General features: G+C 54.6%; 25 protein-coding genes. 12 read left to right on the top strand and 13 right to left on the bottom strand.

All coding sequences use genetic code 11. The features are described from left to right. The first annotated feature begins 443 nt into the window (after nt 1–443). The 4 genes from AC1DCP_RS14860 (at nt 444) to AC1DCP_RS14845 (ending at nt 5,865) form a co-directional block, all read left to right on the top strand. Entirely contained in the window at nt 444–1,679 is a 1,236-nt protein-coding gene (locus AC1DCP_RS14860; protein WP_019564824.1) for a glycosyltransferase family 4 protein, read from the top strand. A 161-nt stretch (nt 1,680–1,840) separates the two neighbouring features. Continuing rightward, nucleotides 1,841–3,328: a lipopolysaccharide biosynthesis protein gene (locus tag AC1DCP_RS14855; protein ID WP_065687884.1), complete on the top strand. Its 1,488-nt coding sequence runs from the start codon at nt 1,841–1,843 to the stop codon at nt 3,326–3,328. Then, nucleotides 3,313–4,638, top strand: a complete 1,326-nt coding sequence (locus tag AC1DCP_RS14850; RefSeq protein ID WP_035199577.1) for a polysaccharide pyruvyl transferase family protein — start codon at nt 3,313–3,315, stop codon at nt 4,636–4,638. The genes AC1DCP_RS14855 and AC1DCP_RS14850 overlap by 16 nt, the downstream gene beginning before the upstream one ends. A gap of 9 nt (nt 4,639–4,647) precedes the next feature. Next, nucleotides 4,648–5,865 (top strand): glycosyltransferase family 4 protein, encoded by a 1,218-nt coding sequence (locus AC1DCP_RS14845; protein WP_065687883.1) that lies wholly within the window; start codon nt 4,648–4,650, stop codon nt 5,863–5,865. A gap of 54 nt (nt 5,866–5,919) precedes the next feature. Here AC1DCP_RS14845 and AC1DCP_RS14840 read toward each other — a convergent pair whose 3' ends face one another. From AC1DCP_RS14840 to AC1DCP_RS14830, 3 genes are all read right to left on the bottom strand, one after another. Next, entirely contained in the window at nt 5,920–6,711 is a 792-nt protein-coding gene (locus AC1DCP_RS14840) for a metallophosphoesterase family protein (protein WP_003511251.1), read from the bottom strand. A gap of 240 nt (nt 6,712–6,951) precedes the next feature. Beyond that, complete coding sequence (locus tag AC1DCP_RS14835; protein WP_025595463.1) at nt 6,952–7,557, bottom strand: transglutaminase-like cysteine peptidase; 606 nt, start codon at nt 7,555–7,557, stop codon at nt 6,952–6,954. Nucleotides 7,558–7,705: 148 nt separating this feature from the next. Continuing rightward, nucleotides 7,706–8,008 (bottom strand): hypothetical protein, encoded by a 303-nt coding sequence (locus tag AC1DCP_RS14830; RefSeq protein WP_065687882.1) that lies wholly within the window; start codon nt 8,006–8,008, stop codon nt 7,706–7,708. A gap of 321 nt (nt 8,009–8,329) precedes the next feature. On the opposite strand from AC1DCP_RS14830, the gene AC1DCP_RS14825 reads away from it, so the two are divergent. Next, nucleotides 8,330–8,887, top strand: a complete 558-nt coding sequence (locus AC1DCP_RS14825; RefSeq protein WP_003511248.1) for an HNH endonuclease — start codon at nt 8,330–8,332, stop codon at nt 8,885–8,887. Between the two features lie 29 nt (nt 8,888–8,916). Here the strand turns inward: AC1DCP_RS14825 and AC1DCP_RS14820 are convergent, their stop codons facing one another. The 4 genes from AC1DCP_RS14820 to AC1DCP_RS14805 form a co-directional block, all read right to left on the bottom strand. Next, nucleotides 8,917–9,432, bottom strand: coding sequence for a disulfide bond formation protein B (locus AC1DCP_RS14820; protein ID WP_013761732.1), 516 nt, complete (start codon nt 9,430–9,432; stop codon nt 8,917–8,919). 111 nt (nt 9,433–9,543) lie between these two features. Next, nucleotides 9,544–9,852 (bottom strand): hypothetical protein, encoded by a 309-nt coding sequence (locus AC1DCP_RS14815; protein WP_476774402.1) that lies wholly within the window; start codon nt 9,850–9,852, stop codon nt 9,544–9,546. Between the two features lie 152 nt (nt 9,853–10,004). Then, on the bottom strand, nt 10,005–11,300 hold the full coding sequence (locus AC1DCP_RS14810) for a deoxyguanosinetriphosphate triphosphohydrolase family protein (protein WP_476774401.1): 1,296 nt from the start codon (nt 11,298–11,300) through the stop codon (nt 10,005–10,007). Continuing rightward, nucleotides 11,287–11,502: a hypothetical protein gene (locus tag AC1DCP_RS14805; protein ID WP_476774400.1), complete on the bottom strand. Its 216-nt coding sequence runs from the start codon at nt 11,500–11,502 to the stop codon at nt 11,287–11,289. Before AC1DCP_RS14805 ends, AC1DCP_RS14810 begins: the two co-directional genes overlap by 14 nt. 563 nt (nt 11,503–12,065) lie before the next feature. Between AC1DCP_RS14805 and AC1DCP_RS14800 the strand changes: the two genes are divergently transcribed. Continuing rightward, nucleotides 12,066–12,959 (top strand): hypothetical protein, encoded by an 894-nt coding sequence (locus AC1DCP_RS14800; protein WP_476774399.1) that lies wholly within the window; start codon nt 12,066–12,068, stop codon nt 12,957–12,959. A 37-nt stretch (nt 12,960–12,996) separates the two neighbouring features. On the opposite strand, the gene AC1DCP_RS14795 is transcribed toward AC1DCP_RS14800, so the two are convergent. Together AC1DCP_RS14795 and AC1DCP_RS14790 are read right to left on the bottom strand one after the other, a co-directional pair. Beyond that, nucleotides 12,997–14,064 (bottom strand): helix-turn-helix domain-containing protein, encoded by a 1,068-nt coding sequence (locus AC1DCP_RS14795; RefSeq protein ID WP_476774398.1) that lies wholly within the window; start codon nt 14,062–14,064, stop codon nt 12,997–12,999. A gap of 13 nt (nt 14,065–14,077) precedes the next feature. After that, a complete protein-coding gene (locus AC1DCP_RS14790) occupies nt 14,078–14,689 on the bottom strand; it encodes a hypothetical protein (RefSeq protein ID WP_476774447.1) in 612 nt (203 codons plus the stop codon). A gap of 193 nt (nt 14,690–14,882) precedes the next feature. Here AC1DCP_RS14790 and AC1DCP_RS14785 point away from each other — a divergent pair, with 193 nt between their 5' ends. From AC1DCP_RS14785 to AC1DCP_RS14765, 5 genes are all read left to right on the top strand, one after another. Then, a complete protein-coding gene (locus tag AC1DCP_RS14785) occupies nt 14,883–15,122 on the top strand; it encodes a hypothetical protein (protein ID WP_065687879.1) in 240 nt (79 codons plus the stop codon). Between the two features lie 284 nt (nt 15,123–15,406). Further along, nucleotides 15,407–15,862, top strand: a complete 456-nt coding sequence (locus AC1DCP_RS14780; RefSeq protein WP_476774397.1) for a hypothetical protein — start codon at nt 15,407–15,409, stop codon at nt 15,860–15,862. Nucleotides 15,863–15,864: 2 nt separating this feature from the next. Then, entirely contained in the window at nt 15,865–16,527 is a 663-nt protein-coding gene (locus AC1DCP_RS14775) for an SOS response-associated peptidase (protein ID WP_476774396.1), read from the top strand. A gap of 11 nt (nt 16,528–16,538) precedes the next feature. After that, on the top strand, nt 16,539–16,937 hold the full coding sequence (locus AC1DCP_RS14770; protein WP_162695636.1) for a hypothetical protein: 399 nt from the start codon (nt 16,539–16,541) through the stop codon (nt 16,935–16,937). Between the two features lie 169 nt (nt 16,938–17,106). Then, nucleotides 17,107–17,322 (top strand): hypothetical protein, encoded by a 216-nt coding sequence (locus AC1DCP_RS14765; protein WP_476774395.1) that lies wholly within the window; start codon nt 17,107–17,109, stop codon nt 17,320–17,322. Between the two features lie 37 nt (nt 17,323–17,359). On the opposite strand, the gene AC1DCP_RS14760 is transcribed toward AC1DCP_RS14765, so the two are convergent. The 3 genes from AC1DCP_RS14760 to AC1DCP_RS14750 form a co-directional block, all read right to left on the bottom strand. Next, a complete protein-coding gene (locus tag AC1DCP_RS14760; RefSeq protein WP_065687874.1) occupies nt 17,360–17,704 on the bottom strand; it encodes a hypothetical protein in 345 nt (114 codons plus the stop codon). Between the two features lie 123 nt (nt 17,705–17,827). Then, a complete protein-coding gene (locus AC1DCP_RS14755; protein ID WP_476774394.1) occupies nt 17,828–18,052 on the bottom strand; it encodes a hypothetical protein in 225 nt (74 codons plus the stop codon). Nucleotide 18,053: 1 nt separating this feature from the next. Next, entirely contained in the window at nt 18,054–18,965 is a 912-nt protein-coding gene (locus AC1DCP_RS14750) for a glycoside hydrolase family 19 protein (protein ID WP_476774393.1), read from the bottom strand. A 123-nt stretch (nt 18,966–19,088) separates the two neighbouring features. On the opposite strand from AC1DCP_RS14750, the gene AC1DCP_RS14745 reads away from it, so the two are divergent. Beyond that, entirely contained in the window at nt 19,089–19,733 is a 645-nt protein-coding gene (locus tag AC1DCP_RS14745; protein WP_476774392.1) for a hypothetical protein, read from the top strand. Here the strand turns inward: AC1DCP_RS14745 and AC1DCP_RS14740 are convergent. Continuing rightward, on the bottom strand, nt 19,718–20,497 hold the full coding sequence (locus AC1DCP_RS14740; protein WP_476774391.1) for a hypothetical protein: 780 nt from the start codon (nt 20,495–20,497) through the stop codon (nt 19,718–19,720). The genes AC1DCP_RS14745 and AC1DCP_RS14740 overlap by 16 nt on opposite strands. Between the last annotated feature and the right edge of the window lie 115 nt (nt 20,498–20,612).

Genomic DNA, 20,612 nt, shown 5'->3' with positions numbered 1-20,612 from the left:
TTATAAAAAGCAGCCGCGATCATATCGGCGGCGCCTCTCAATATGTCAGATTGTCCTGGAAGTTTTTGGCATCTTCATTCGCCATCAAATCCATGTTTCTGAAATGAAATAAATATATAAATTAATGATATTATATGCGGACGAAACAGAATTCACCGCTTCCGCCCGTACGTTTTTCCATATGAGAATGAAGCTAACACGGGACAGGTTCTTTTCGCAACACGGCATGACTTTTGTCGCGCCGCGAAAAAAAAGCACTTGAAATGCCGTCAGTTCCCGTGCTTTTTGAAAGTGGATTTTTGGTTATTCATATTTTCAAGCGTTAAATCTGCTCTGCCTTTTGTGTTTTTTGCACATGTCTCATTGGTCCCGGAGTATCCGGCAACATGGGCGAGGCCAAGCGGAAGTCATAAATTTTCGATAAGGAAATAGAGCGTATCCGTATGCGAATTCTCCATCTCAGCAGCCTTTATCCGCCGCATATCGTTGGCGGGTGCGAACGCTCGGTCGAACATCTTGCCGAGGAACTCGTCTCCATGGGACATGAGGTCGGTGCCGCCTGCATAGAGCGGCAGGCCGAACCCAAAACGGTGCGCAATGGCGTCAGCGTCTACCGCATGTTCCACAATAACGATTTCTGGCTCGAGGACTGGCCACAATATACGCCGCAGCAAAGGCGTATGCAGAAGATCAAGCAGCAATGGAATTTCAACGTCGAGAAGCAGTTCGAAGCCGTTCTTGACGATTTCAAGCCGGATGTTCTCAATACGCACTCGCTGCTGGATGTGACGACGCTGGTGTGGCGGGCGGCGCATAAACGCAACATTCCGATCGTCCACACGATCTGCGAATATGATCTTCTGTGCGGTAACGCCGCCATGTTCAAGGGCGGCAAGCCCTGCGAACACATCCATCTCGGCTGTCAGGTGGTGAATTTCACCAAGAAATTCACGCAGCGCTACATCGGCGCGGTGGCAAGCGTTGGCACGGAAATCCTTAAAACCCATGTCGATCACGGGCTTTTCCATCACCTGCCGGAAAGCATGCGCCGTGTGATCTTTTATTCCTGCACGGTTCCGGAGGGCGACCCGGTCGCACGCAGGCAGATCGACCGAACCGGCAAGCCGATGACCTTCGGCTATATCGGCCGCATCAACACGGAAAAGGGTGTCGGCAACATGGTCGATGCCTTCAGGGAAATCGGCCACGGCAACTGGCGCTGTCTTGTTGCCGGCCACGCGATGGACGATTCCATCGAACGCTTCAAGGCCCAGGCCGGCGACCTGCCGATCGAGTTCGTCGGCTGGGCAAAGCCGAAGGAATTCTTCGAAGAGATCGATGTGCTCATCGTTCCCTCCTTCTGGGCTGAACCTTCGCCGCGCACCATCTACGAGGCTTACGCGATGGGGGTTCCGGTCATCGGCGCTGCCTCGGGCGGCATTCCGGAACTGATCGGCGAGACCAACCACGACTGGCTGTTCGAACCGGGCAACGCCACGGACCTTGCCGCACGCATTCGCCGGGTGTTGACGCTTTCGCGCGAGCAATTGCCGACGGAGGCCGATTTCGGAAATATCGTCGAGGAATCCACCTCGCGCCGGGTGGGTGAGAACTATGTGAAGCTCTACGAGGACGTGCTGGCGAAAAGCAGGGAAAGCCGAACCTTACGCGCATCTTAGACCGGCAACGGACCGGGTCCGTTGCAAGCGTTTCTTCCAAGGAAAGAGCACATGGTAGAAAGCAATATCGGCAAAGTCCGTTTCCCCAAGCTGGACTTCGATCGTTTTCTGGCCGCTGCGGTGGTCGGGCTGTCACGACCGGCTTTGCAGGCGGCAGGTTGATGGCGGAGCAAAGTTCGATAGGCAGCGCCGCGATAACAGGCGTTTTCTGGTCCATCGTCCAGAACTGGGGTGGAAAGCTTTTTACCTCCATTCTTTTCATCGTTCTTGCCCGGTTCCTCAGCCCCACCGACTACGGCATGGTCGCCACGGCGGGCCTGGTTCTGATGCTCATCCAGATGCTGTCGGAGTTCGGTTTCGCAGATGCGATCGTGCAGAAACGAAATCTGGAGCCAAGCGACGTCAATCTGCCATTTTATGTGTCCGTTGCGCTGGCAACGGTGTTTGTCATCGTTGTTTGTCTGCTGTCGCCCAGACTGGAAAGCTGGTTCGAGGTGGAAGGGCTGGCACCGATCATCGTGGCAATCTGTATATTGCTGCCGCTGAATACCGCCTCGCTTTTTCAGGAAGTCAATTATCGGCGTGCGCTCGCGTTCAAGCCGCTGGCAATAAGAACCTTCATTTCGAATATTATCGGCGGTGGCGTTGCGATTGCTTTCGCCATCATGGGCCTGGGCGTCTGGAGCCTCGTCGTTCAGACTTATGTTGCAACCATTGTGACGCTGATCTGGCTCTGGCGCAAACCGCACTGGCTTCCGGGCACCACGCTCAAGCCCGACACTTTTTTCGAATTGCTTCGCTTCGGCTCGTCGGCTCTCGGTTTGCGCATCGTGGATTTCGGAGCCACGCGGCTGATCGACGTCATGATCCTGGGGCGTTACGGGGTTGCCCTCTTTGGGCTCTACACCGTCGGCAGCAGGCTCTATCAGCTTCTCATGCAGCTGCTTCAGGCGGCGCTATATGATGTTTCGTTGACGGTGCTGTCCCGCATATCGCACGAGCGGGAGCGCATGGCGGAACTGTACAAGCAATCCATCACCATATCGTCGATCTTTTCGACACCGATCTTCGTGCTCTCGGCTGCGTTGGCGCCAGAGATCTGCAACGTCCTGTTCGGCGCGCAATGGCAGGGTGCCGACGCGGTTGCGCGGCCGCTGCTGCTGCTGGGTGCATTGCAATGCGTCCAGTTTCAAAACGGCCCGTTTCTGTCCGCACGCGGCAGGCCGGATAAGGTGCTGATTGCCGGGACGGTCAAGGCAATCTCTACCATCCTGTTGATATTGCTTGTCCCGACGGAAAACATCCGGGAAATCGTCATCGTGTTTGTCTTCGGGCAGCTCACTTCGACGCCTTTCACATTTTATTTTGTCGCCCGGGAACTCGGCATCAAGCTGTGGAGAATTTTCCTCCTGCTTTTGCCAAGCTTCGGTTCCAGCGGTCTCTGCTTCCTGCTCGTTCAGTGGATGCGACCTGAAGTTAAAATGCTGGGTGCGGGCGACCTCGTATCCGGCATCCTGCTCGGTGGTATGTTTGGCGTCGCATATCTGTTGCTTTTGGCTCTGACCGCGAGAAGCGAGGCCCGGTCCGCCATCGCCCTCATCATGAGCAAAATCGGTTCTCGAAAGGAAAGAAAATGCGCAAGCTCGTGAAAAAAATACTCCCTGCACCACTGCGTCGGAAGCTGGTGCAATATAACGAGCGGCGCAATCTGGATAATGCGGTCCAGCAACTCTTCAATGATCTGCAAGAGCTGAAGCACAGTATCAAGCCTATCAATGTCGGAGATCGGCTGAACCGGCTTTTGATCGTGGCTGGTGATCCCATCACCCTGTTCGGTTCCGCCGGCGATGACGCGATGATCACGGCGACCGTGCAGAATGCCCGTGCGAGCAATCCCGATGTCGAGATAGACATCCTCGTCGACGGAACGAATTTTGGCGACTCTGCTTTGCAGAGAGGCTTTGTTACCGTCGATATCTTTGGAAAGCCTGACTTCATCCAGGCCCTTGCCCAGCAATTTTCGGTGCGGAAGTACGATTGCATCGTCGTTGTGGGTGCCGACGTGATGGATGGCTATTATCATCCGCTGGTCAGCGCAAAACTCCTGGCAAGCGCTGATCTGGCTGCCGCTGCCGGGATCAAAAACGTTATCCTCGGTTTCAGTTTTAATGAAACGCCGCACCCCGCTTTGGCGAAGTTCTACAGCTCCCTTCATCCGGGGGTGTCGCTCAATGTGCGTGACGTTGTTTCCCTCGAGCGTCTGAACGCCTTTGCCACGGCCAAGGCGGCACTGGTTTCCGATTCTGCATTTAGCCTTGTCCCATCGGAACCCGATGAAGATACGATCTCGTGGATCGCGCGAAAGCGCGCCGAGGGATACAGGGTCATGGGCTTCAATCTGCATCCCATGCTGTTCAAGAATGCGGATAGCGCGCAGATCGCGGCGATCATCAGGCGCGGGGCCGAAGCACTGGAGTTCGTTGCCGATGCAAGACCGGTCTGCTGGCTGGTCATTCCGCATGACTACCGGAAAGACGTGGGCGATCAAGCCTGCCTCAAGGCCATTACCGAGCTTGCTCCATCTTCACAGACAGACAGGGTTCGATATCTGGATGGCAGATGGCCAGCCCCGGTTTTAAAAGGCGTTGCCGGTAAACTTGATGGCCTCGTCAGCGGACGCATGCATCTTGCGATCGCTGCGCTGGGCAAGGGCGTTCCTGTGATATGCATTGCGTATCAAGGCAAGTTCGAAGGGTTGTACCAGCATTTCGGTCTCTCCGCGGCTGAGCTGCTTTCGCCCGCCAAGTTCCATACGGATGATGGCATCAAGAATGCCTTGATCAATTTTGTGGATCAGGCCGATGAGATTCGCGAAAAAGTCGGGAAGAAGCTGCCTGAAATTCTGGACCTTTCCAAAAGGAATTTTCAGGTGTTCGAAACCTTCGCCAAGCAGCCTTGAGTCATTTTCATGAAAGTCGCTTTTGTTTCCGTATTCCCTGCCGTTCCCGCCAACGAGGGTGCGCGGAACAGGATTCTCCAGCTGACACGCGCCGTGCGTAGCCTCGGACATGAAGTGCATTTCGTCTATGTCGATACTCCGATGATAGCTGATTTCGATCCCGCGGCCCATGAGGTCGAGTTTGGGGCCGGACATATGCACGTCGTGTCCAGGGAAAGATGCGGGTTTGCAGCACGGCTCATCGACGACTTCAGGTTCGAGATTGGGTTGACCGCATTTCGAACCCGTCGGAAAATTCAACGGCTCCTTGGCCGCGACAGCGGTTTCTACAATTACCTCGACGAGTTCTATTATCCGGAAATAGGCAGGCAGGTCCTGGATCTTCAGCGTCGACTCGGGATTAACGCCGTTATCGTCGAATATGCCTTTCATTCGAGAGCTTTTCTTGGGCTGCCGGATGATGTGCTTCGCATTCTCGACACGCACGATTCCTTCGCCGATCGTCACAAGGCGTTCGTGAACACGGCCAACAGATTTGGGTACTGGTTCTCGGTTCCGCCGGACGTGGAATGCAAGGCATTCCGCCGCGCCGATGTCGTTGTCGCCATACAGGAAGAAGAGGAACGTTCGTTCAAGCAGCGGCTGGCAGGAGAGCCGCCGGTGGTTGAAACGGTGAGCCATATTCTGGATCTCGGCCAGAGAGTGGAAGACTTCACTTCCGCTGATTTTCTGTTTCTCGGTTCAGGCAACGACGCGAACGTCATTTCTCTCAATAGTTTCCTTCACAATGTCCTGCCTTTGGTCAGGGCGGCCCGTCCGGACATTCGCCTGGTGCTGGCAGGCAGCATATGTGGAAAGGTCGAGGACATGGAGGGGGTTCTCAAGCTTGGCCGGGTGGAGAACTTGAAGGATGCGTTCACGCGCGCGCCACTTTCCATCAATCCCATCACGCTTGGCACGGGCATCAATATAAAACTGCTTGACGCTCTGGCTGCGGGTGTCCCAACGATCAGCACCCAGACGGGTGTGAGGGGGCTTTCAGAAGGATATCGTGGTGGCGTGATTGTCGTTGAAGATGGAGATCATCAGGCCTTTGCCAATGCCATTATGAGGCTCTCTTCCAGTCGGGAGCAGCGGCAGGAATTGGGAAACAATGCGTTCCTTGACGCTGTCGAATGGAACCGCCGGCAAATGACGGTGCTCGGCAATATTCTGAAGGGCAAATAAATCGCGATTGTGATGCGTCTGGCTGGTGCAACCTGATCCAACGATGGCAAGCCATCAGGCAATAAGTCGCGGCCCCGCATCCGTGAGCTTTAAAATGGTAAGCCTGCCCGTCGTAAACGCGCCGGTGTCGATGCCGATCCGTTGCGGACCTGTCTGTGGCTCCGGCGCCGGCGTATGGCCGTGGATGATGAGAAGGTCCAGTCCCGCCCCTTCCGACAGGAAGGGTTCCCTGATCCACAACATGTCCTCATCGGTCTGCGCCTCAAGCGGCACCCCGGGTTTGAGGCCAGCATGAACGAAAAAATAGGGTCCCATGCGGACGCAGATAGGCAGGCTGACTAGAAGTTGCCGATGGGCCTGCGGGATCGCGCCAATCAGCGCATCCCTGAACGGCTGAAGCCGCAGACGGCCGTTGTTCATGAAGTAGCTGATATCGACCCCGTAGGACAGAAGCGTCTGGCGGCCGCCGAAATCCAGCCAGTGCATGTTGTCTTGCGGATTTTCGAGGAAATCGCTGAAGAGCTGTTCGTGATTGCCGCAAAGCGAGATGCGGCGCAGGGGCGCCGGCGGTGGTTGCAGCAGATGCTGGAGAACACCGCAGGAATCCCGGCCACGATCGACATAGTCGCCCAGAAGAATAACCAGAGCGGGGGATGGATTGCTTGCGAGATCGGCAAGGATTTTCTGTTCCGCCTGCAAAAGCAGATCGAGGCTGCCATGGACGTCGCCAATGGCATAGATCGGAAAAGACGGAGATTTGTCGCCGAGGTCTATTCTGCGCCGCCTCCGGTCGTCGCGGGGGGCTGGCTGTTTACGACCGCGAATCCAGTTGAGCACTTTAGGCATAGATGCCGATACTGTCTCTCTTGCACGAGGTCAAGAGTGTTGAAAGCCAACGCCACAGAGCCCGTAAAACCTGGGTCCATGCAACGGCTACAGCATCAGCCAAAGCCCCGTCGGACAAAGCTATCCGGGGCAGGGAATTGCGAAAGCCGGTGTCGATTTTCGCAAGGCGCGCCGCGGCGATTGAAGAGGAACGGAGCGCCCCCTTCCTGTTCGAAGATGACTATCCTGTGCGAGATAGACCTAGAGTTTCAGCCAGACACGCGGGTTTTCGTGTGACTGGATCTTGATCCATTTCAGGTCAACCGCTTTCCAAGGTTTGACGACGTTGGTGCGGTTGTCCAGCACCAGATCGCCCTGGCTGGTGCTGACGACCAGAACGGCGTGGCCTATGCCGGTAGGGGTGCGGGCGGTGGCAATGCGCAGGGCGCCCGAGGGCCAGCCGGCGCGCAGAAGGCGTTGCCGCTTGGTCACCGCGTAGTCGTCACAGTCACCGCTTGCGGGGTTCAGATTCCATTCGTCCTGTCCGTCCGCTTCGCTTGTGTAGATTATCGATGTGTTGATCTCGGCGTTGATGCGCTGGAGTTCCGTGCGCTTCTGCTTGGTCAGTTCGACCGTGTCGCGATCGCCAATCCGGACACATTGGTCGGCGGCGTCGTCGCAAAATTTTGCGAAGGCGATGGGTGCAATTGTCGGGCGGCTTGTCGTCATGAACAGGCCGGGACGCGATGCGGTCGGGTTCTGCGCCAGGCCCGCAAGCGGGGCGGCCGATGCCATTGTCGCGATGCTTGCCGCCACACTGACGGCAACTGCCAAAGTCTTTGCCAGACGGATTTGTCTCTTCGCCATGTCTCTGCCTCTGCCCGATTGTTGTCTCTTGTGCATGGCAACATAGCGACCCTTCGTTGCGGGCCGTTTAAGTCGATAGATTGCTTTTTAGCGAAATCCAATTTTATTAAAGCGAGATAGAACAGCGGGGAAACCGGTGCGATGGCGCTTACTTGCAGCGGGTGCGGCCCTCGGCATCTATGATACATGTCTGCTGTGGCACAGCGTTTCGGTACTCACGCCGCGTATCGGTTGAGTTGCTGCGACTTGCCGGCGGCCGGTCGTAATTGCGGTAGACCTCGAAATTGCGCCCGCCGATCGTTCCCTGCGCACCGCCACGGCCATTCGGCGTGACTTCGAAATTCTGATATTGCTGGGCAGAAGCGGAAGCGGGCAGGCCCATCAGCACGCCAAAGGCGCCAGCCGCCAGGCCCTTCCATAACGCTGCCGTTTGGTGCCTGCGCAAGATCATGGCCGTTTCCTTCCCTCAACAGAACGACAGATACGCATTCTGCTTTCCCAATCGTTCGTCGCGTTGACTATATCACTGATCCCGCATTGAGGGTGAGAACGAATATAGCCTTCGTCGGCAGGCGAATCGCTTCGGTACCGCTGGGCGCATCACCAGATAGTGGCCAGACGACTATCTCGCCGCACGATTGTCCGGAACGCAAAAAAGACGTTTTTAGAGCTGAAAAATTAAGCTCTTCTCCGCTGCATTTATGGGCTTCACAATCCTGTAACAACGGACCTAATATACAAGTGCAGATGCCGAATCGATCAGGAGAAGCCCTTGACGATTGCAGTTTCACCACAGGCCCTGCCGGCGCTCGTTCTGAACGCAGACTACAGGCCACTGAGTTATTATCCCTTGTCGTTATGGTCCTGGCAGGACGCGATCAAGGCCGTCTTTCTAGACCGTGTGAACATCATTGCAGAATATGATCACGCGGTGTCGTCACCCAGCTTTTCCATGCGGTTGCCGAGCGTCGTCAGCCTCAAGACCTATGTCCAGCCCACCCGCAACCCCGCCTTCACGCGCTTCAACGTGTTCCTTCGGGACAAGTTCGAATGCCAATATTGTGGCACGCGGGACGACCTGACCTTCGATCACGTGATTCCCCGCGCCCATGGCGGCGAAACCACGTGGCACAATGTCGTGGCGGCCTGCTCTCCCTGCAATCTTAGAAAAGGCAGCAAGCTTCCCAAGCAGGCGGGCATGTTCCCGGCGCAGAAGCCCTTCCAGCCGACGGTTCAGGACTTGCACAATAACGGGCGGCTGTTCCCGCCCAACTACCTGCACGAAAGCTGGATGGACTATCTTTACTGGGATACCGAGCTGCAGCCTTGATCCTGAGGACTGCAACGCGGCTTTTCCGTTTAACGGCTTTTCCGGCTCGCGCCAAAAAAGGCAACGGCCGCAAGCGCAACGCTTGCAATGACATTCCAACCGGCAAACGAAAGGCCGAGCACCCGAAGTGCAGCGTCGTTGCAGGAGGGTGCCTTGATGGCATTCAGATTGCCAAGCAGGTCACCGGCATTGGTGGTGATGGATGGCGCACCCGTGGCGCAGGTGATAGGCCCTGCCCAGAAACCCCATTCCACACCAGCGTGATAAACACCAAGCCCGGCGCCGATCAGCATCGCCACGCCAATGAGGGCGAGAAGCAGCCGCGTGATCTGAACCGGCAGCTTGAAGATGCTGGTCGCTATGGCCAGAATACCCAACGGAATGGCGTAGTAATAGGGATCGCGCTGCAAAAGGCACAATGCGCAGGGCGTATAACCGCCAATATGCTGGAAACCGAGGGCGGAGCCGACAGTAAAGATCATTCCCGCCGTTACGCCAAGAGCGGCGAGCGTGCGGCTGTTGTCGGCGGTTGTTGCAGTGGCCATGATGTTTTCCCCAAACTTCACGAAGAAGCAGATATCCCGAACGGGCTTTCAAAAAGGCGGGCGTGATGGCGAAATTAAGTCGCCGGTTCAACGGTGTATTCCCGGATTCGTCTAATCCAGTCCTTTGCATCTGGCAAATGAAAGCCCGGTAATATTCGAGGGGCGAATGAGCAAAGTTTCGTGAGTGTCTCGATGGCCGCGAAGCAATCGACCGGTCTTTTTGAAAGACCGGAATAAAACGAAGAAAATCAATGCGATTTTGGAAATGGTACCCCAAGCCGGGCCGCTGATTTTCAAGTAAATCAGCGGCTTACGCGATTGTTGTGCCTCATCGTTTCCCACGCGAACATTACGCTTTTTCGGAAAGTGTCCAACGCCTGCCGCGCCGATATTTGCTGCGGCGGCCACGGCAGACGACACGAAGATATTATCAACGTCCTGAAACGCTATGTTACAGAAAAAATGTTGCGGCGTTTTTGGGGGACACGCGCGGTTATATCGATGACGCAGACCGCCGATGATGGCGCCTAAGAAGGTTCGAGATCGGTATAGGAAAGATATAGGCGAATGAGCTATCGTACGATCGGATCGAGGACTGAACCGGCATTAGCGCCGAACATTCGCTCATGAAGGCTCACAACTTCCCGTTCGGTCAGTCCTGAGATGCAGTCTGCTGCATAACGCGGTAAGTTGCCCTCGTTTAAATCCCAAATATATCTGAGCCTCGTCGGAAGGTATCCCGGTGGCGCTACCTTCGATTCCTCGCAAAGAGCTTGGAAAATATCTGAGATTATTTTCTTTTGGCCCCGCTGCTGCGCGAGCAATGCGGGGTTGCTAATTATGTAATGCTTCGTAATTTCCTTAAGGATGCGTACCTCACCCTCAACCTCTCGCGGTATTACCACTCCGCTCCCGTCGAAATCCAGTCGGGTTTGCTTGATCAGTCGGCCGATCAGTTCCGACGTAAAAGTCCTCAACCCCACACGCTGGTCACGAGATCCATCGTAGGGCGCCAATAACGTTTCGGCGAAGAGGTATATTGCGTCTCCAATTCGTACGAAAGCTTCATCGAGAAGGGTATCTATGTCATGGGGAGGGTTGTGCCAGCGTTGTTTCGCTGACGCTTTCACAGCCTCGCCACTCTCGTCGATGATGACCCTCCACGGGATGGCATTGCAGCGGTGGAAGTCCTCCAAATCGTGGACGGAGTACGCAATATCGTCCGCCCAGTCCATTAATGCAGCTTCGAGGGTCTGATCGTCTTTAAGATGAAACTCCCGCGCAAAGTCGAAGGCCACAGCGTCTACCTTATAGGCGCTCCACTTTTTCTTCTTGTTAGGGTGGTCCAGATCTCGATGCCATGGATACTTCAGCACAGCTGCAAGCGTCGCGCGCGTGAGGTTCAAACCGTTGACGTCGGTGAACCTTACGCCCAGAGCCGTAAGTATTCTAAACGTCTGTGCGTTGCCTTCGAAGCCATCAGTATCTCCCGCCGCCTCGACCAGACGGTTTAGTTCGTACTCACCCGCATGACCAAACGGCGGATGACCGAGGTCGTGGGCAAGCCCTGCCGCCTCGACCGCTTCGGCGTCTAGGCCGTGGTATTCGCTTTGTTCCGGATACGCGTTGAGGCACATCTCCGCCAAGCGTCGGCCAATTTGGGCGACCTTGTATGTATGTTGCTGCCTAGTGTGAAATACATCAGCCTCGCCGGCGCGGACGATTTGCGTCACCCCGGCAAGGCGATGAAAAGACGACGAATACTGAATTCGGTCTCTGTCGATTGCGAATTGATTGCGCTGATCTTGCTTAGAAATGCAGTGCTGGCGTCTTTCTCGCTCAACTAGCTGCCACTTAGGCTGCCGCAAGATGAGACTCTACCATTACGACACGCATTTGTTCATCTAGGCGGATCTTGCCGCGCTCGAACGCAAGCTGGATGGCTCGTTTTGATTCCACTTGGCCATGACCAGCTTGCTGCATAGCTTCAACAAGCGCTCGGGCGGGAATAGGCTGCTTCGCCTCTAAAATCTGCATTAGAGCATTGAACACGATGGCTGACACCGACATGACATCTTCCCTTCATTGTTGCAGCTATTACGCAGCAACGTCCCTTAATGGTCTCTTAACGGACTATTGTGGCTTTTGGCTCTCATTACCGCTTCGTTGCTATTTATGCAACGCCGAACACGCAGAATGGTTGCGCGCTATCTCGACGCATCAAATCGTAACTCACAAAATTAATTATAACAATTCACTTTGCTTTCGTAGCCTAACACAAATCATCTGTAGATTTTACGGTCATAACAATCGGTTCCTATATGCTAAGTCTCGACACCGGACGACACAAGCGATCGCAGTTTTAGAAGCTCGATTTCAAAATAAACTCTACCGCCGCGACAACGATCCGCCGTTTACCGTTCAGTTTCAGTCGTAGTTGCAACGCCAAGCGAAAACATCAAGTCTGACGAGGCAACAAGGCGTCTAGCCACCGGCTCAAAACCTAGAGGTTGTACCGTAGCTCGGGATTGCTACTTTCAACCAAGATGACTGGTGGGCTTGCCGCCATTAATTACACGTTAAAAGAGAATAGATAAGCGTATACGGCATTTAGTTGGGTTTTGGTGCGTGATTTGATCTCTGATATCTCTGAGTTTTCTTACGGTTTTGCGCTCACAAATGAGATTGTGGGCTGGGCTCCTTTAAATGCTGCGCCGATTTTTCCGAGCTTGATTGAAGAGGGGAAGCAAGGGGGCGGTTATGACCTTAAGTTGGATGCCCCTGGAGTTGCTCTTTATCTCCAGTTTAAGCGCGCTGACTGCATGTCCAGAGCAAGCGCCAAAGAGATTAAGAAACACCGCCTTCCGCTTACTCGGCCATTCTATCGTTTCCCAATAACAGAGAGGACCAAGTCGTTCCAACATACTTCACTGTTCACTTTGGACAATGGAAGAAATCTTGTGTTTTACGCCGCCCCCCGTTTTCACCTGATATCCGAGATTAACGAGGCATGGCACGCGAAGGACGTCGCAGCGCGCTCCATCTTTGTCCGTCCGCGCTCTATCGGATTGATTACTGACGACGAAAAGCATCACGTGGCTTACGATGGTAGGCGCGCCTTCTTCTGCTCTGAACCTGTTTCAATAGAGGCGGTTTCAGCGGCGGCTTTGTATGATTTGATTGTTACTCGCATTGAGTTCGATCGCCGTCCCGTCAGAAGCCAATTGAAAGAGTGGCTTGTAGATATCAGAGCACGGCGTGAAGAAGCGCGAGAGACACAAGAATTCGTCGAGGCCGTTATTGACGGTGTCCGCGCAGAAAGAAAGGTGGCGATCCGCTATCCTAGCCCGTTCCGTAGGCGCTGGAGAGAGACTGAGGTCGCGCTACCTCCTGCGGGCCCAGCCCCGGACGTTAGAACACCCAAGGAACTCAGCGTAGAGCAGCAAATGTTGCGGGAGATCGCCGAGGAAGCGCTCCACGGGTTTGGAGCGCAGTTTTTTATTCTGCAGTCACCCGAACTTAAATGAGAAACCTTGACTAAGCTGCCGGTGAATACAGGCTGCCCTAAACCGCGGAAAGGCCGACAGGCGATACAGGGGGGCGTGGCGTGCCAGTAAGACTCCAAATCAGCCCTTCAAGCTCGTCTAGGGGAATATTGAGTTGCTTAGCAATCTCGTTCTTGCTGACGCGCTCTTGCCACAGATGGGATAGAACCTTTCGCCAAACTATTGACGTTTCGCGCTCGATTCCATCTGGCTCTCCATTTCTATAGCCTCTGCGACCAAGTTCTATGCACATTGATTTATACTGCCATTCCGTCAGCTTGCCGAGGTGGTGCAGGCGATAGGCCATTGCCATCGCCGAAACACGCCAGCGAGATTTCATTTTCAGCACGACGTTTATATCAATGAACCGTGGTGCGCGCGCCCTCACGTCATTCGCAGGCATAAGAAAGGCCGATGCAAAAGCATTCGCCTCACGCTCTACTTGCCTACTATCACCCTTCGGGCCACCATGGCGATGCAAGGCAAGATGACCAAGCTCATGAATCGAGTCGAAAATGCTGTGCTCTGCCGTTTTAAAATTATTCAAGAAAATGTACGGCTTGTTATCTCGCCAGAAAGAAAACGCATCGACTGTTTTCGTATTTTCGGAGAGTGAGAATACCCTGATGCCCTTTGTTTCGAGTAACCCAATCACATTTCCAACTGGACGCTCACCCAATCCCCAATGTTCACGAAGCGATCTCGCGGCGGCCTCCACATCAGTCTCATAGCTGAGGTCAAGCACATCCGTATCAGGCAAAGAGAATCGTCTCTCAACCCAGTCAGCTAGTTGCAAACCTAACGCGCCGGCAGATATAGCCGCATCGCGCTCCTTGGCGCTCATTTTCGTGAGACTTCTAAAACTCACCGCATCAGTATCTAACGGTTCAGGATCATCAGAGAAAAAGAACTCAAATGGGTAGTCGAGCGCTAATGCAATCCTCTCAACCGTACTCTCGTCCGGTTGATTCTCTCCTTTTTCCAGCCGAGTTATTGTCATCGGCGACAAATTCGTCAGCTCCGCAAGACTCTTTGCTGTGAGCCGACGCCTCATACGGGCCAAGCTGAGCCTCTTACTATTGAACATGTATGCTCCGGCGCTATCGCGCGATCACCCTGGGATCGAAGTCGTCGGCGCGGTCGTCGTTTTCCTGCACGAGATTGTCAAGAGCTGAATCGAGACCGTCAGAGAGAAAAATCCGTTCAATACAAGCGATAAAGGTGCTGGCCTGAATGACAGGCCGGGACAGCTCGGCAGCGCCGCGCTCATCAACCATCATGTAATATGTGGCGATACCACTCGGTTCGATCGGCGCATACGAAGGAAGGTCATCCCCAAAAAGGTTTCCTTCGCAAATCCTTTCGGCGCCTGCTCCTTTTGGAGATCTGGGCTTGGGGTGACGAAAGTGGTTTGCGGCAATATCAACGTTGGAAAATGCAACGCGAAGCATAAGCTTCTTATTAAAGATTGCCTCGACGCCCTCGGACCTATCCGTTTCCCAGTCCGGACCAACGAAACGATCCCGCAATGCCCAAGTACCCTCAATGTATGCGTAGGTGCCGGATGCGTTTGCGGTATGGAACGAGGTAGCAGAATTCGCAGCCGCACGAGCCACATCACGTACTTCCAAAAGAAGTTTGCGATCCAGTTGCAACTGCTGGAGACGTTGTTCAACGTCGAATTCATCCTTCACTAAGCTTGTCTGAATCATCACGGTTTCACGCCTTGTCGGTTTTTCTAACCTACTTGTAGGTAAAAAAAATCAACAAGGCAATATGAAGTTCATCCGATGACCTCATCCTGAAAAGATTTCGGTTGGCGTTGCCAACCAATAGGCCGGACAAACCATGTTGACTCTTATCTAGAATGAGAACATTTATAGAACAAATGAGAGACCAAGACACATGTCAGACGCTGAAAAAATCATTGTCGTGCAGTTCAAAAACAGTCGTGGCGGTGTTGTTCCGGGCGAAATGCGTCAAGCTTCTAATCAAGCCTCCGCCGAGAAAATAGCGAGCGCAATGGCACCGCGCCATATCGGCGTTGCGGCTTACGCCGTCACCGTGGACGAGGAAAGCGGGGGCATGACAAACCCGCGTCTGCTGGTTTCACATGGGCAAATTTCCGACTTGATGCCAGACTGATTTACCGGCGCGGGGGCGCGCGCCTTTTCATGACAGGGAATATTTTGCGGCTCTGAAAAAGGAGAACGAGGACGTGCGCCCGGAAATACAAAGGCCGGACGCCGATCCGGTGGACCACATCATTGCATGGCATGACGGCGATAGTCGCGCTGCTATTGAGACGCTCATGGAGGACATTCTGCATCTGAGGATGCAACTCGCTCTGGCGACGGCTGCAATGGGCCGAGGCTTCACTAGGGGATGGATGCCGGAAGCAGATCGAGATGCCAGGTGAAGGAGCATATTTGCTGTCCGACTACGGCGGCGAACCGGTTGGCGTGTTGTGCGAGGATTGCGAGCTTCTGAAGTTCGTCTGCTCGGGAGAGCTTATGATCGAATATGGCGACCACTCAATGCCATCCCTGCTCAACAAGATAGCGAAGGATATAATCAAGTGTCCCCGGCCGATAGAGGGATTTTCGGATCGATGCAGGCTTACATACCACGCCCGCTCGCGCAGCCTCATCGAAACATTGAAACAAGCGCCGCCGACGTCCGTTAAGGTCAAGGAAATACGGAACTGGGAGATTGTCGTTGCCAAGTGCAATTACTGCGGTCACGTTTCGAATATCCAGCATTGGCAACTCAACCGCGTGGCTAGGACAGATACCACCGTCGACGATATTGCCAAGCGGCTAAAGTGCAAAAGGTGCAACACAAAGGGTGACGTCAAAATCACCATAGCCAAGATGCCGAGGTGAGCATGTGTAATTTATACCGTGTGAAGACCAATCAGGAATCTATCCGCGACATCGTGGGCGTCATGCAGGAACGGCTTAACCTCGAGCCTGACATAGAAATCTACCCGGACCGATCGGCGCCCGTAGTGCGAAACGGCGACAATGGCCGGGAACTCGCCGGTCTGACTTGGGGAATGCCCTCGCCGCAATTCGTCACACAGGGGAAGCCGGACACGGGTGTCACAAACATTCGTAATGTTACGTCGCCCCACTGGCGGCGATGGCTTAGGCCTGAGAACAGATGCGTTGTGCCGTGGACAATGTTTTGCGAATGGGAGGACACCACGCCACGCAAGACAAAGCGCTGGTTTGCGATCAACGAAGAGGCACCGCTCGCCTTCTTCGCCGGCATCTGGACGGATTGGAATGGTGTTCGCGGTTCAATGAAGAACCCACGCGGTGGAGAACACCAGCTTTTTGCATTCCTGACGACTGAGCCGAACAGCATCGTCAAGCCGATCCATCCGAAAGCGATGCCGGTCATTCTGACGAACAAGGATGAAATTGAAACATGGCTGACAGCGCCATGGGAAGAAGCGAAATCGCTTCAACGACCATTACCTGATGAGGGCCTCGTGCTGCTGCCTGTCGAAGACGAGAGAAAGACTGCCGATCTTTTTGGATGAGGGAGGAGAAAATGCTTCTGAAACCCAGCGTGCTCGAAGAACGTGGAATAAGCGCTATTAGACAGCCTGCCGACGGCGACTACATGGACATGGATGCGGTGGAATTGTCTGTTATAGACAGAAGGCTCATTGAGGCGGCTCAGGCGAGACCAGAATTTGATGAGGTCTACGCCTACGCCGGCCCTGAACGATATTGGGCCGACGCGACGCGAACCTCGGGTGCGTCGATGCACATGCTCTACAGCGACAAACAGAAGCTTGCCGTTATTCTCTATCACGACCCGGCACTTTCAGACGTGGTCATAAGCTGGGTCACATCGGATGATCCAGCGACCGCACTTCACATATGGTCAGCAGAACATCACGCTGGCGGAGCGGTGCCAGTCGCTGCCGGCGACGCCCCGAATTGAGGTAGAAATGAATGAGTGACGAGAAGAAAGCCGGCGACGGCATCCATGAGAATCACTGGTGCGCGTACCAGAACTGTCGTAAGTGGGGCGGCTTCGGCTACTCGAAATCGAATGCTGAAAAGCCCATATGGCATTGCTGGGAGCACTACCCGCACAAGGAGCCGCCACGATGATAACCCGCATCGCTCGCCAGAAGAGCGCAGAGCAACGGCTGGCCATTGCTCTCCGTCAATTGAACGATGCCATCAAGGAAGTTCACAAGACTGGTCTGGATGTAGATATCAGCACCCTGACAATGCACACGTCACGTGGGCCGATGACGCAGGTGGATCTTAAGACGTTTAGAGCTGAGGGTGCACCGCCGGTTTTGCGGGTGGTGGAATAACAAAAAAAACCGCCTACCTCTCGGCAAGCGGGTTAACTTAAGAAGTCCGCGTCGTGCGCGGTTTAGATTGATTTTCGACGATGCGGTCTACGCGCAACGTCATTTTGTCGACAGCGTCCTTTACAGCGCCAATTGCGCCCATAATCTGCTCCGTCTGTTCGCGAAGCCCGGACTTCGAGACATAGGTTTCCGCCACGTGCAAGCGGTGCGCAGCAAGCTCCTCTCTTGCCAAAGACGCCAATGCGGATGCTGCCGACGCAGCGCCATGAGCCTCTGTCTTCGCAGTGTTGATCTTTGCATCAACATACTTCCAGAGGCCGAACAGAAAGCCAAAAATCGTGATGAAGAAGACCGCGACGGCCATGATTTCGCTGCCGGTCATGGCTTTACTCCGCATAGTTTCTGAATCTTTTCATTCTCGGTGAGGATTTGCCGCTCTGTTTCCGGCGTCAGGGCATCTTGCGTTGATGGCCTGATAGCGCGGGCAACATCGCAATAATTGCCGTTAGTCACGCATCCAGCGATCAAGCCGCTGCTTAACGTCAGCATCGCCAGTCTTGCGAATATCATCTTCAATCCCTCGCGCCTTTGCGGCGGATTTCGCGTTGCGCTTGAGCTGCTCGACCGTGGCATCCGCCTTGCCGGTCGTGCGGCCATAAAGAAAAGCGCTCACAACGAATGTGAGCGCCACGCCAGCAACCGCCAGCCATCGTTTCAGGGTGTCGAGCATGTCAACTTGCCTTTGCCCGGTTGATGGTGATGCGGCCAGAACCGATCAGCCAAAACAGCACGCTGGCCGCCACGATGATGAAAACCAGACTGCCGAATGACCACGGATTGGAGATCGCACCGAACAGCGTTGCGCCGCTATCGACAAAGGCTCTCGCGTCACCCACCGCGCCGAGGCCGATAGCGCCGAAGAAGCTGCCGATGATCGTCCAGAGCGAACGACTTTGCGCCACCGGCACGTTGTCCGGCTGCGCATCGAGCGCGGCAACATCAGCCGGCTGACCGTTGTAGCGGGCGAGGGTGGCCGCCTCCAATGCATCAAGGAAGGACTTGTAATAGCCGGCGATCAGTTTCGCCTTGTCGGTCCCGTTCACGACTGCCCGAGCGCCGATAGGATCATCGTTCTTGAGGTTGAAAAACTCGGTAAGCTTTCGCTTGGTAAACAGGCCTTCCAACATGCCGACAATGGCAATCTCGGCGCTGATATCGACATCGAGCGCAAGTGATGGATTTCCGACCAGATCGACGCCGATCCGCTTGCCAAGCGCATCATAGTTGACTCTGTGCGTTAGCTGGATATCGCCACGGCCGAACCAGCTCTTGCCGTCCTTATCCTTGCGCCAGTATGGCGTCTTCACCTGTCCGAGCTTCCCGGCTTTCCATGCCTTTTCAAGCGCAGCGATTGCGCCGGCGTCGGTTGATGCGAGGGTTTCGCGCACCGGCAGCATGCGGCCGCCAGTCTCATGAAACACCGATGCCAGGATATAGGCGAGAAGGCGGTTATTGTCCGAACCGGTAATCTTGTGAGAAGCCCAGCACCGGAAAAGGGCATTCATGCCGTCAATCTGGCCCTGCGAAAGGCGGCCACCAAAAGGCGCGCGCCTCGCATATGCGAAGAACGTTGTCATATCCATTGAGGATATCTCCTGATTTTTAGAGGATAGCGCTAAACGGCCCAGTGAAGTCTTGTGCGCAAGGTTCGGGCAAACCGTAAGAGATTAACCTTTTGCCAAACGAGTTGGGAAAGAAAGCATCCAATGACCGACATTTGGACACCGATGGCCGCGATAGGCACTTTCGCCGCCGCTGCGTTGACAGCGTACAACACTTTAATTGTGAGAAAGGCGCTCAACAACACCCTGAAAAACGAGCGCGAACAGGCTCTGCTAGATGTGCCAAGGATTTACATATCCAACATTGGCGAGAAGCCCGACAAAACGGTAACTCCGCCTGAGCAGCACACGAGGATCAGCTTTGTTCTCACCAATTTCGGATCATCTCCCGCCATCATAAAAAACCTTGAGGCGAAATTGTTCTTCTTCGAAGACTACAAACGCCTCTCCCCCATTAACCTTCTTGAACATACAGGATGGAAGACAGATGGAGCGATCATCGTCGCTGACAAAGGGAGAAGTGAACCGGTATTGTCACGCGAGAAGTCGGTGCCCCTCGAAAAGATCGACACGGACGCCAACACTGCCGTGTATCTCATGGGGTTCGTTGACTATTCGTCTTTAGACGGCCGGTCGTGGAAGCATGTATTTTGTCACAAGTACGTCGGCGGCGACCACAACGCATTCAAGCCCTCGTGGCACGAAGGTGAAGCCAAACTATATAACTACACCGCCGAGACCACGAAGAAGAAGATAAAAAAGAAACAACCGGTTCAAATGACGCCGTAGCGCACCTTGAGGGCTTGAATCGAAGAGAGCAGATACGGCAACAGCGTAGACTTGTGCAAAGCACGGTCGCAGAGCAGACCCATGCCGATCTTCCCGACCCAGCCTGAGGCAGTGTTCCGGTTGCCGCCGTAGTGCCAGCGGTCACCTTCAAGGGCCTGATGTGAAGAAGCATGAGTGAACAGTTTAACCACACTGCCATTTCCGGTGACAAGTGCAGATTCCTTAGTGTCGTAGTCGAACGACAGCGCCCATACTGCCGTTGAACCACGGGCCGGCTTTCCAGACACTGCAATATTGTTGGAATTCACCCCTTCGACGGCCACGAACGTTGGATCGTTGGCCGAGTTTGCCCGCAGCGAGGATATCTGCGTCCCATCATTGACGGATGATGCAAACAGGATGCTGGTCGTGGCGGCGTCGTAACGTGCAGTGTCCAACCGCGCCACACCGATCATGGTGAAGCTCGACGTGAGACTGCCGGGGGGCAAACCGAGGCCAGATGAGCCGTTAGCGATTGAAATCACCGGCAGGCCGTTGAAATCGGCATCGTTTGCGATCCGGGCATTACCTGTCCCACGAGGCGCAATCAGCGTCTGGCTAAACCTGTCCCGGCCGGAGCCGTCGCTGGCGAGCGTGGCGGGATCAATCACGAAGCGCAGACCGGGAATGTTGGCGATGGTTTTGTCGAAATCCGTCATCTGGATTTTCGGGGCATTGGGCAAGATGATACCACGGGTTCCGGGGACGACAACAAGTCGTGTCATTCGCAATTCTCCTTAAAGATTGACAAGCTGGTGGCAGGCCCAGTTGTGCATGGGTTCGCCAAATGCGGTGAGGTCGGTTGAGCCATCGCGAACATTGCCGCGAACGCCGGTTGTT

It is taken from the genome of Agrobacterium sp. 10T429, assembly GCF_056393925.1.
The sequence above is the reverse complement of the archived record's forward strand: the minus strand, read 5'-3'. Positions and strand labels throughout refer to the sequence as shown.

Coding starts and splice junctions, on each gene's coding strand:
- AC1DCP_RS14840 (WP_003511251.1), bottom strand. CDS start 6,711: ATGCCTAAAGTGCTCAACTGGATTCGCGGTCGTAAACAGCCAGCCCCC.
- AC1DCP_RS14850 (WP_035199577.1), top strand. CDS start 3,313: ATGCGCAAGCTCGTGAAAAAAATACTCCCTGCACCACTGCGTCGGAAG.
- AC1DCP_RS14750 (WP_476774393.1), bottom strand. CDS start 18,965: ATGGATATGACAACGTTCTTCGCATATGCGAGGCGCGCGCCTTTTGGT.
- AC1DCP_RS14740 (WP_476774391.1), bottom strand. CDS start 20,497: ATGACACGACTTGTTGTCGTCCCCGGAACCCGTGGTATCATCTTGCCC.
- AC1DCP_RS14845 (WP_065687883.1), top strand. CDS start 4,648: ATGAAAGTCGCTTTTGTTTCCGTATTCCCTGCCGTTCCCGCCAACGAG.
- AC1DCP_RS14860 (WP_019564824.1), top strand. CDS start 444: ATGCGAATTCTCCATCTCAGCAGCCTTTATCCGCCGCATATCGTTGGC.
- AC1DCP_RS14855 (WP_065687884.1), top strand. CDS start 1,841: ATGGCGGAGCAAAGTTCGATAGGCAGCGCCGCGATAACAGGCGTTTTC.
- AC1DCP_RS14795 (WP_476774398.1), bottom strand. CDS start 14,064: ATGTTCAATAGTAAGAGGCTCAGCTTGGCCCGTATGAGGCGTCGGCTC.
- AC1DCP_RS14835 (WP_025595463.1), bottom strand. CDS start 7,557: ATGGCGAAGAGACAAATCCGTCTGGCAAAGACTTTGGCAGTTGCCGTC.
- AC1DCP_RS14775 (WP_476774396.1), top strand. CDS start 15,865: ATGTGTAATTTATACCGTGTGAAGACCAATCAGGAATCTATCCGCGAC.
- AC1DCP_RS14765 (WP_476774395.1), top strand. CDS start 17,107: ATGATAACCCGCATCGCTCGCCAGAAGAGCGCAGAGCAACGGCTGGCC.
- AC1DCP_RS14790 (WP_476774447.1), bottom strand. CDS start 14,689: ATGATTCAGACAAGCTTAGTGAAGGATGAATTCGACGTTGAACAACGT.
- AC1DCP_RS14830 (WP_065687882.1), bottom strand. CDS start 8,008: ATGATCTTGCGCAGGCACCAAACGGCAGCGTTATGGAAGGGCCTGGCG.
- AC1DCP_RS14745 (WP_476774392.1), top strand. CDS start 19,089: ATGACCGACATTTGGACACCGATGGCCGCGATAGGCACTTTCGCCGCC.
- AC1DCP_RS14805 (WP_476774400.1), bottom strand. CDS start 11,502: ATGTCGGTGTCAGCCATCGTGTTCAATGCTCTAATGCAGATTTTAGAG.
- AC1DCP_RS14755 (WP_476774394.1), bottom strand. CDS start 18,052: ATGCTCGACACCCTGAAACGATGGCTGGCGGTTGCTGGCGTGGCGCTC.
- AC1DCP_RS14785 (WP_065687879.1), top strand. CDS start 14,883: ATGTCAGACGCTGAAAAAATCATTGTCGTGCAGTTCAAAAACAGTCGT.
- AC1DCP_RS14760 (WP_065687874.1), bottom strand. CDS start 17,704: ATGACCGGCAGCGAAATCATGGCCGTCGCGGTCTTCTTCATCACGATT.
- AC1DCP_RS14770 (WP_162695636.1), top strand. CDS start 16,539: ATGCTTCTGAAACCCAGCGTGCTCGAAGAACGTGGAATAAGCGCTATT.
- AC1DCP_RS14820 (WP_013761732.1), bottom strand. CDS start 9,432: ATGGCCACTGCAACAACCGCCGACAACAGCCGCACGCTCGCCGCTCTT.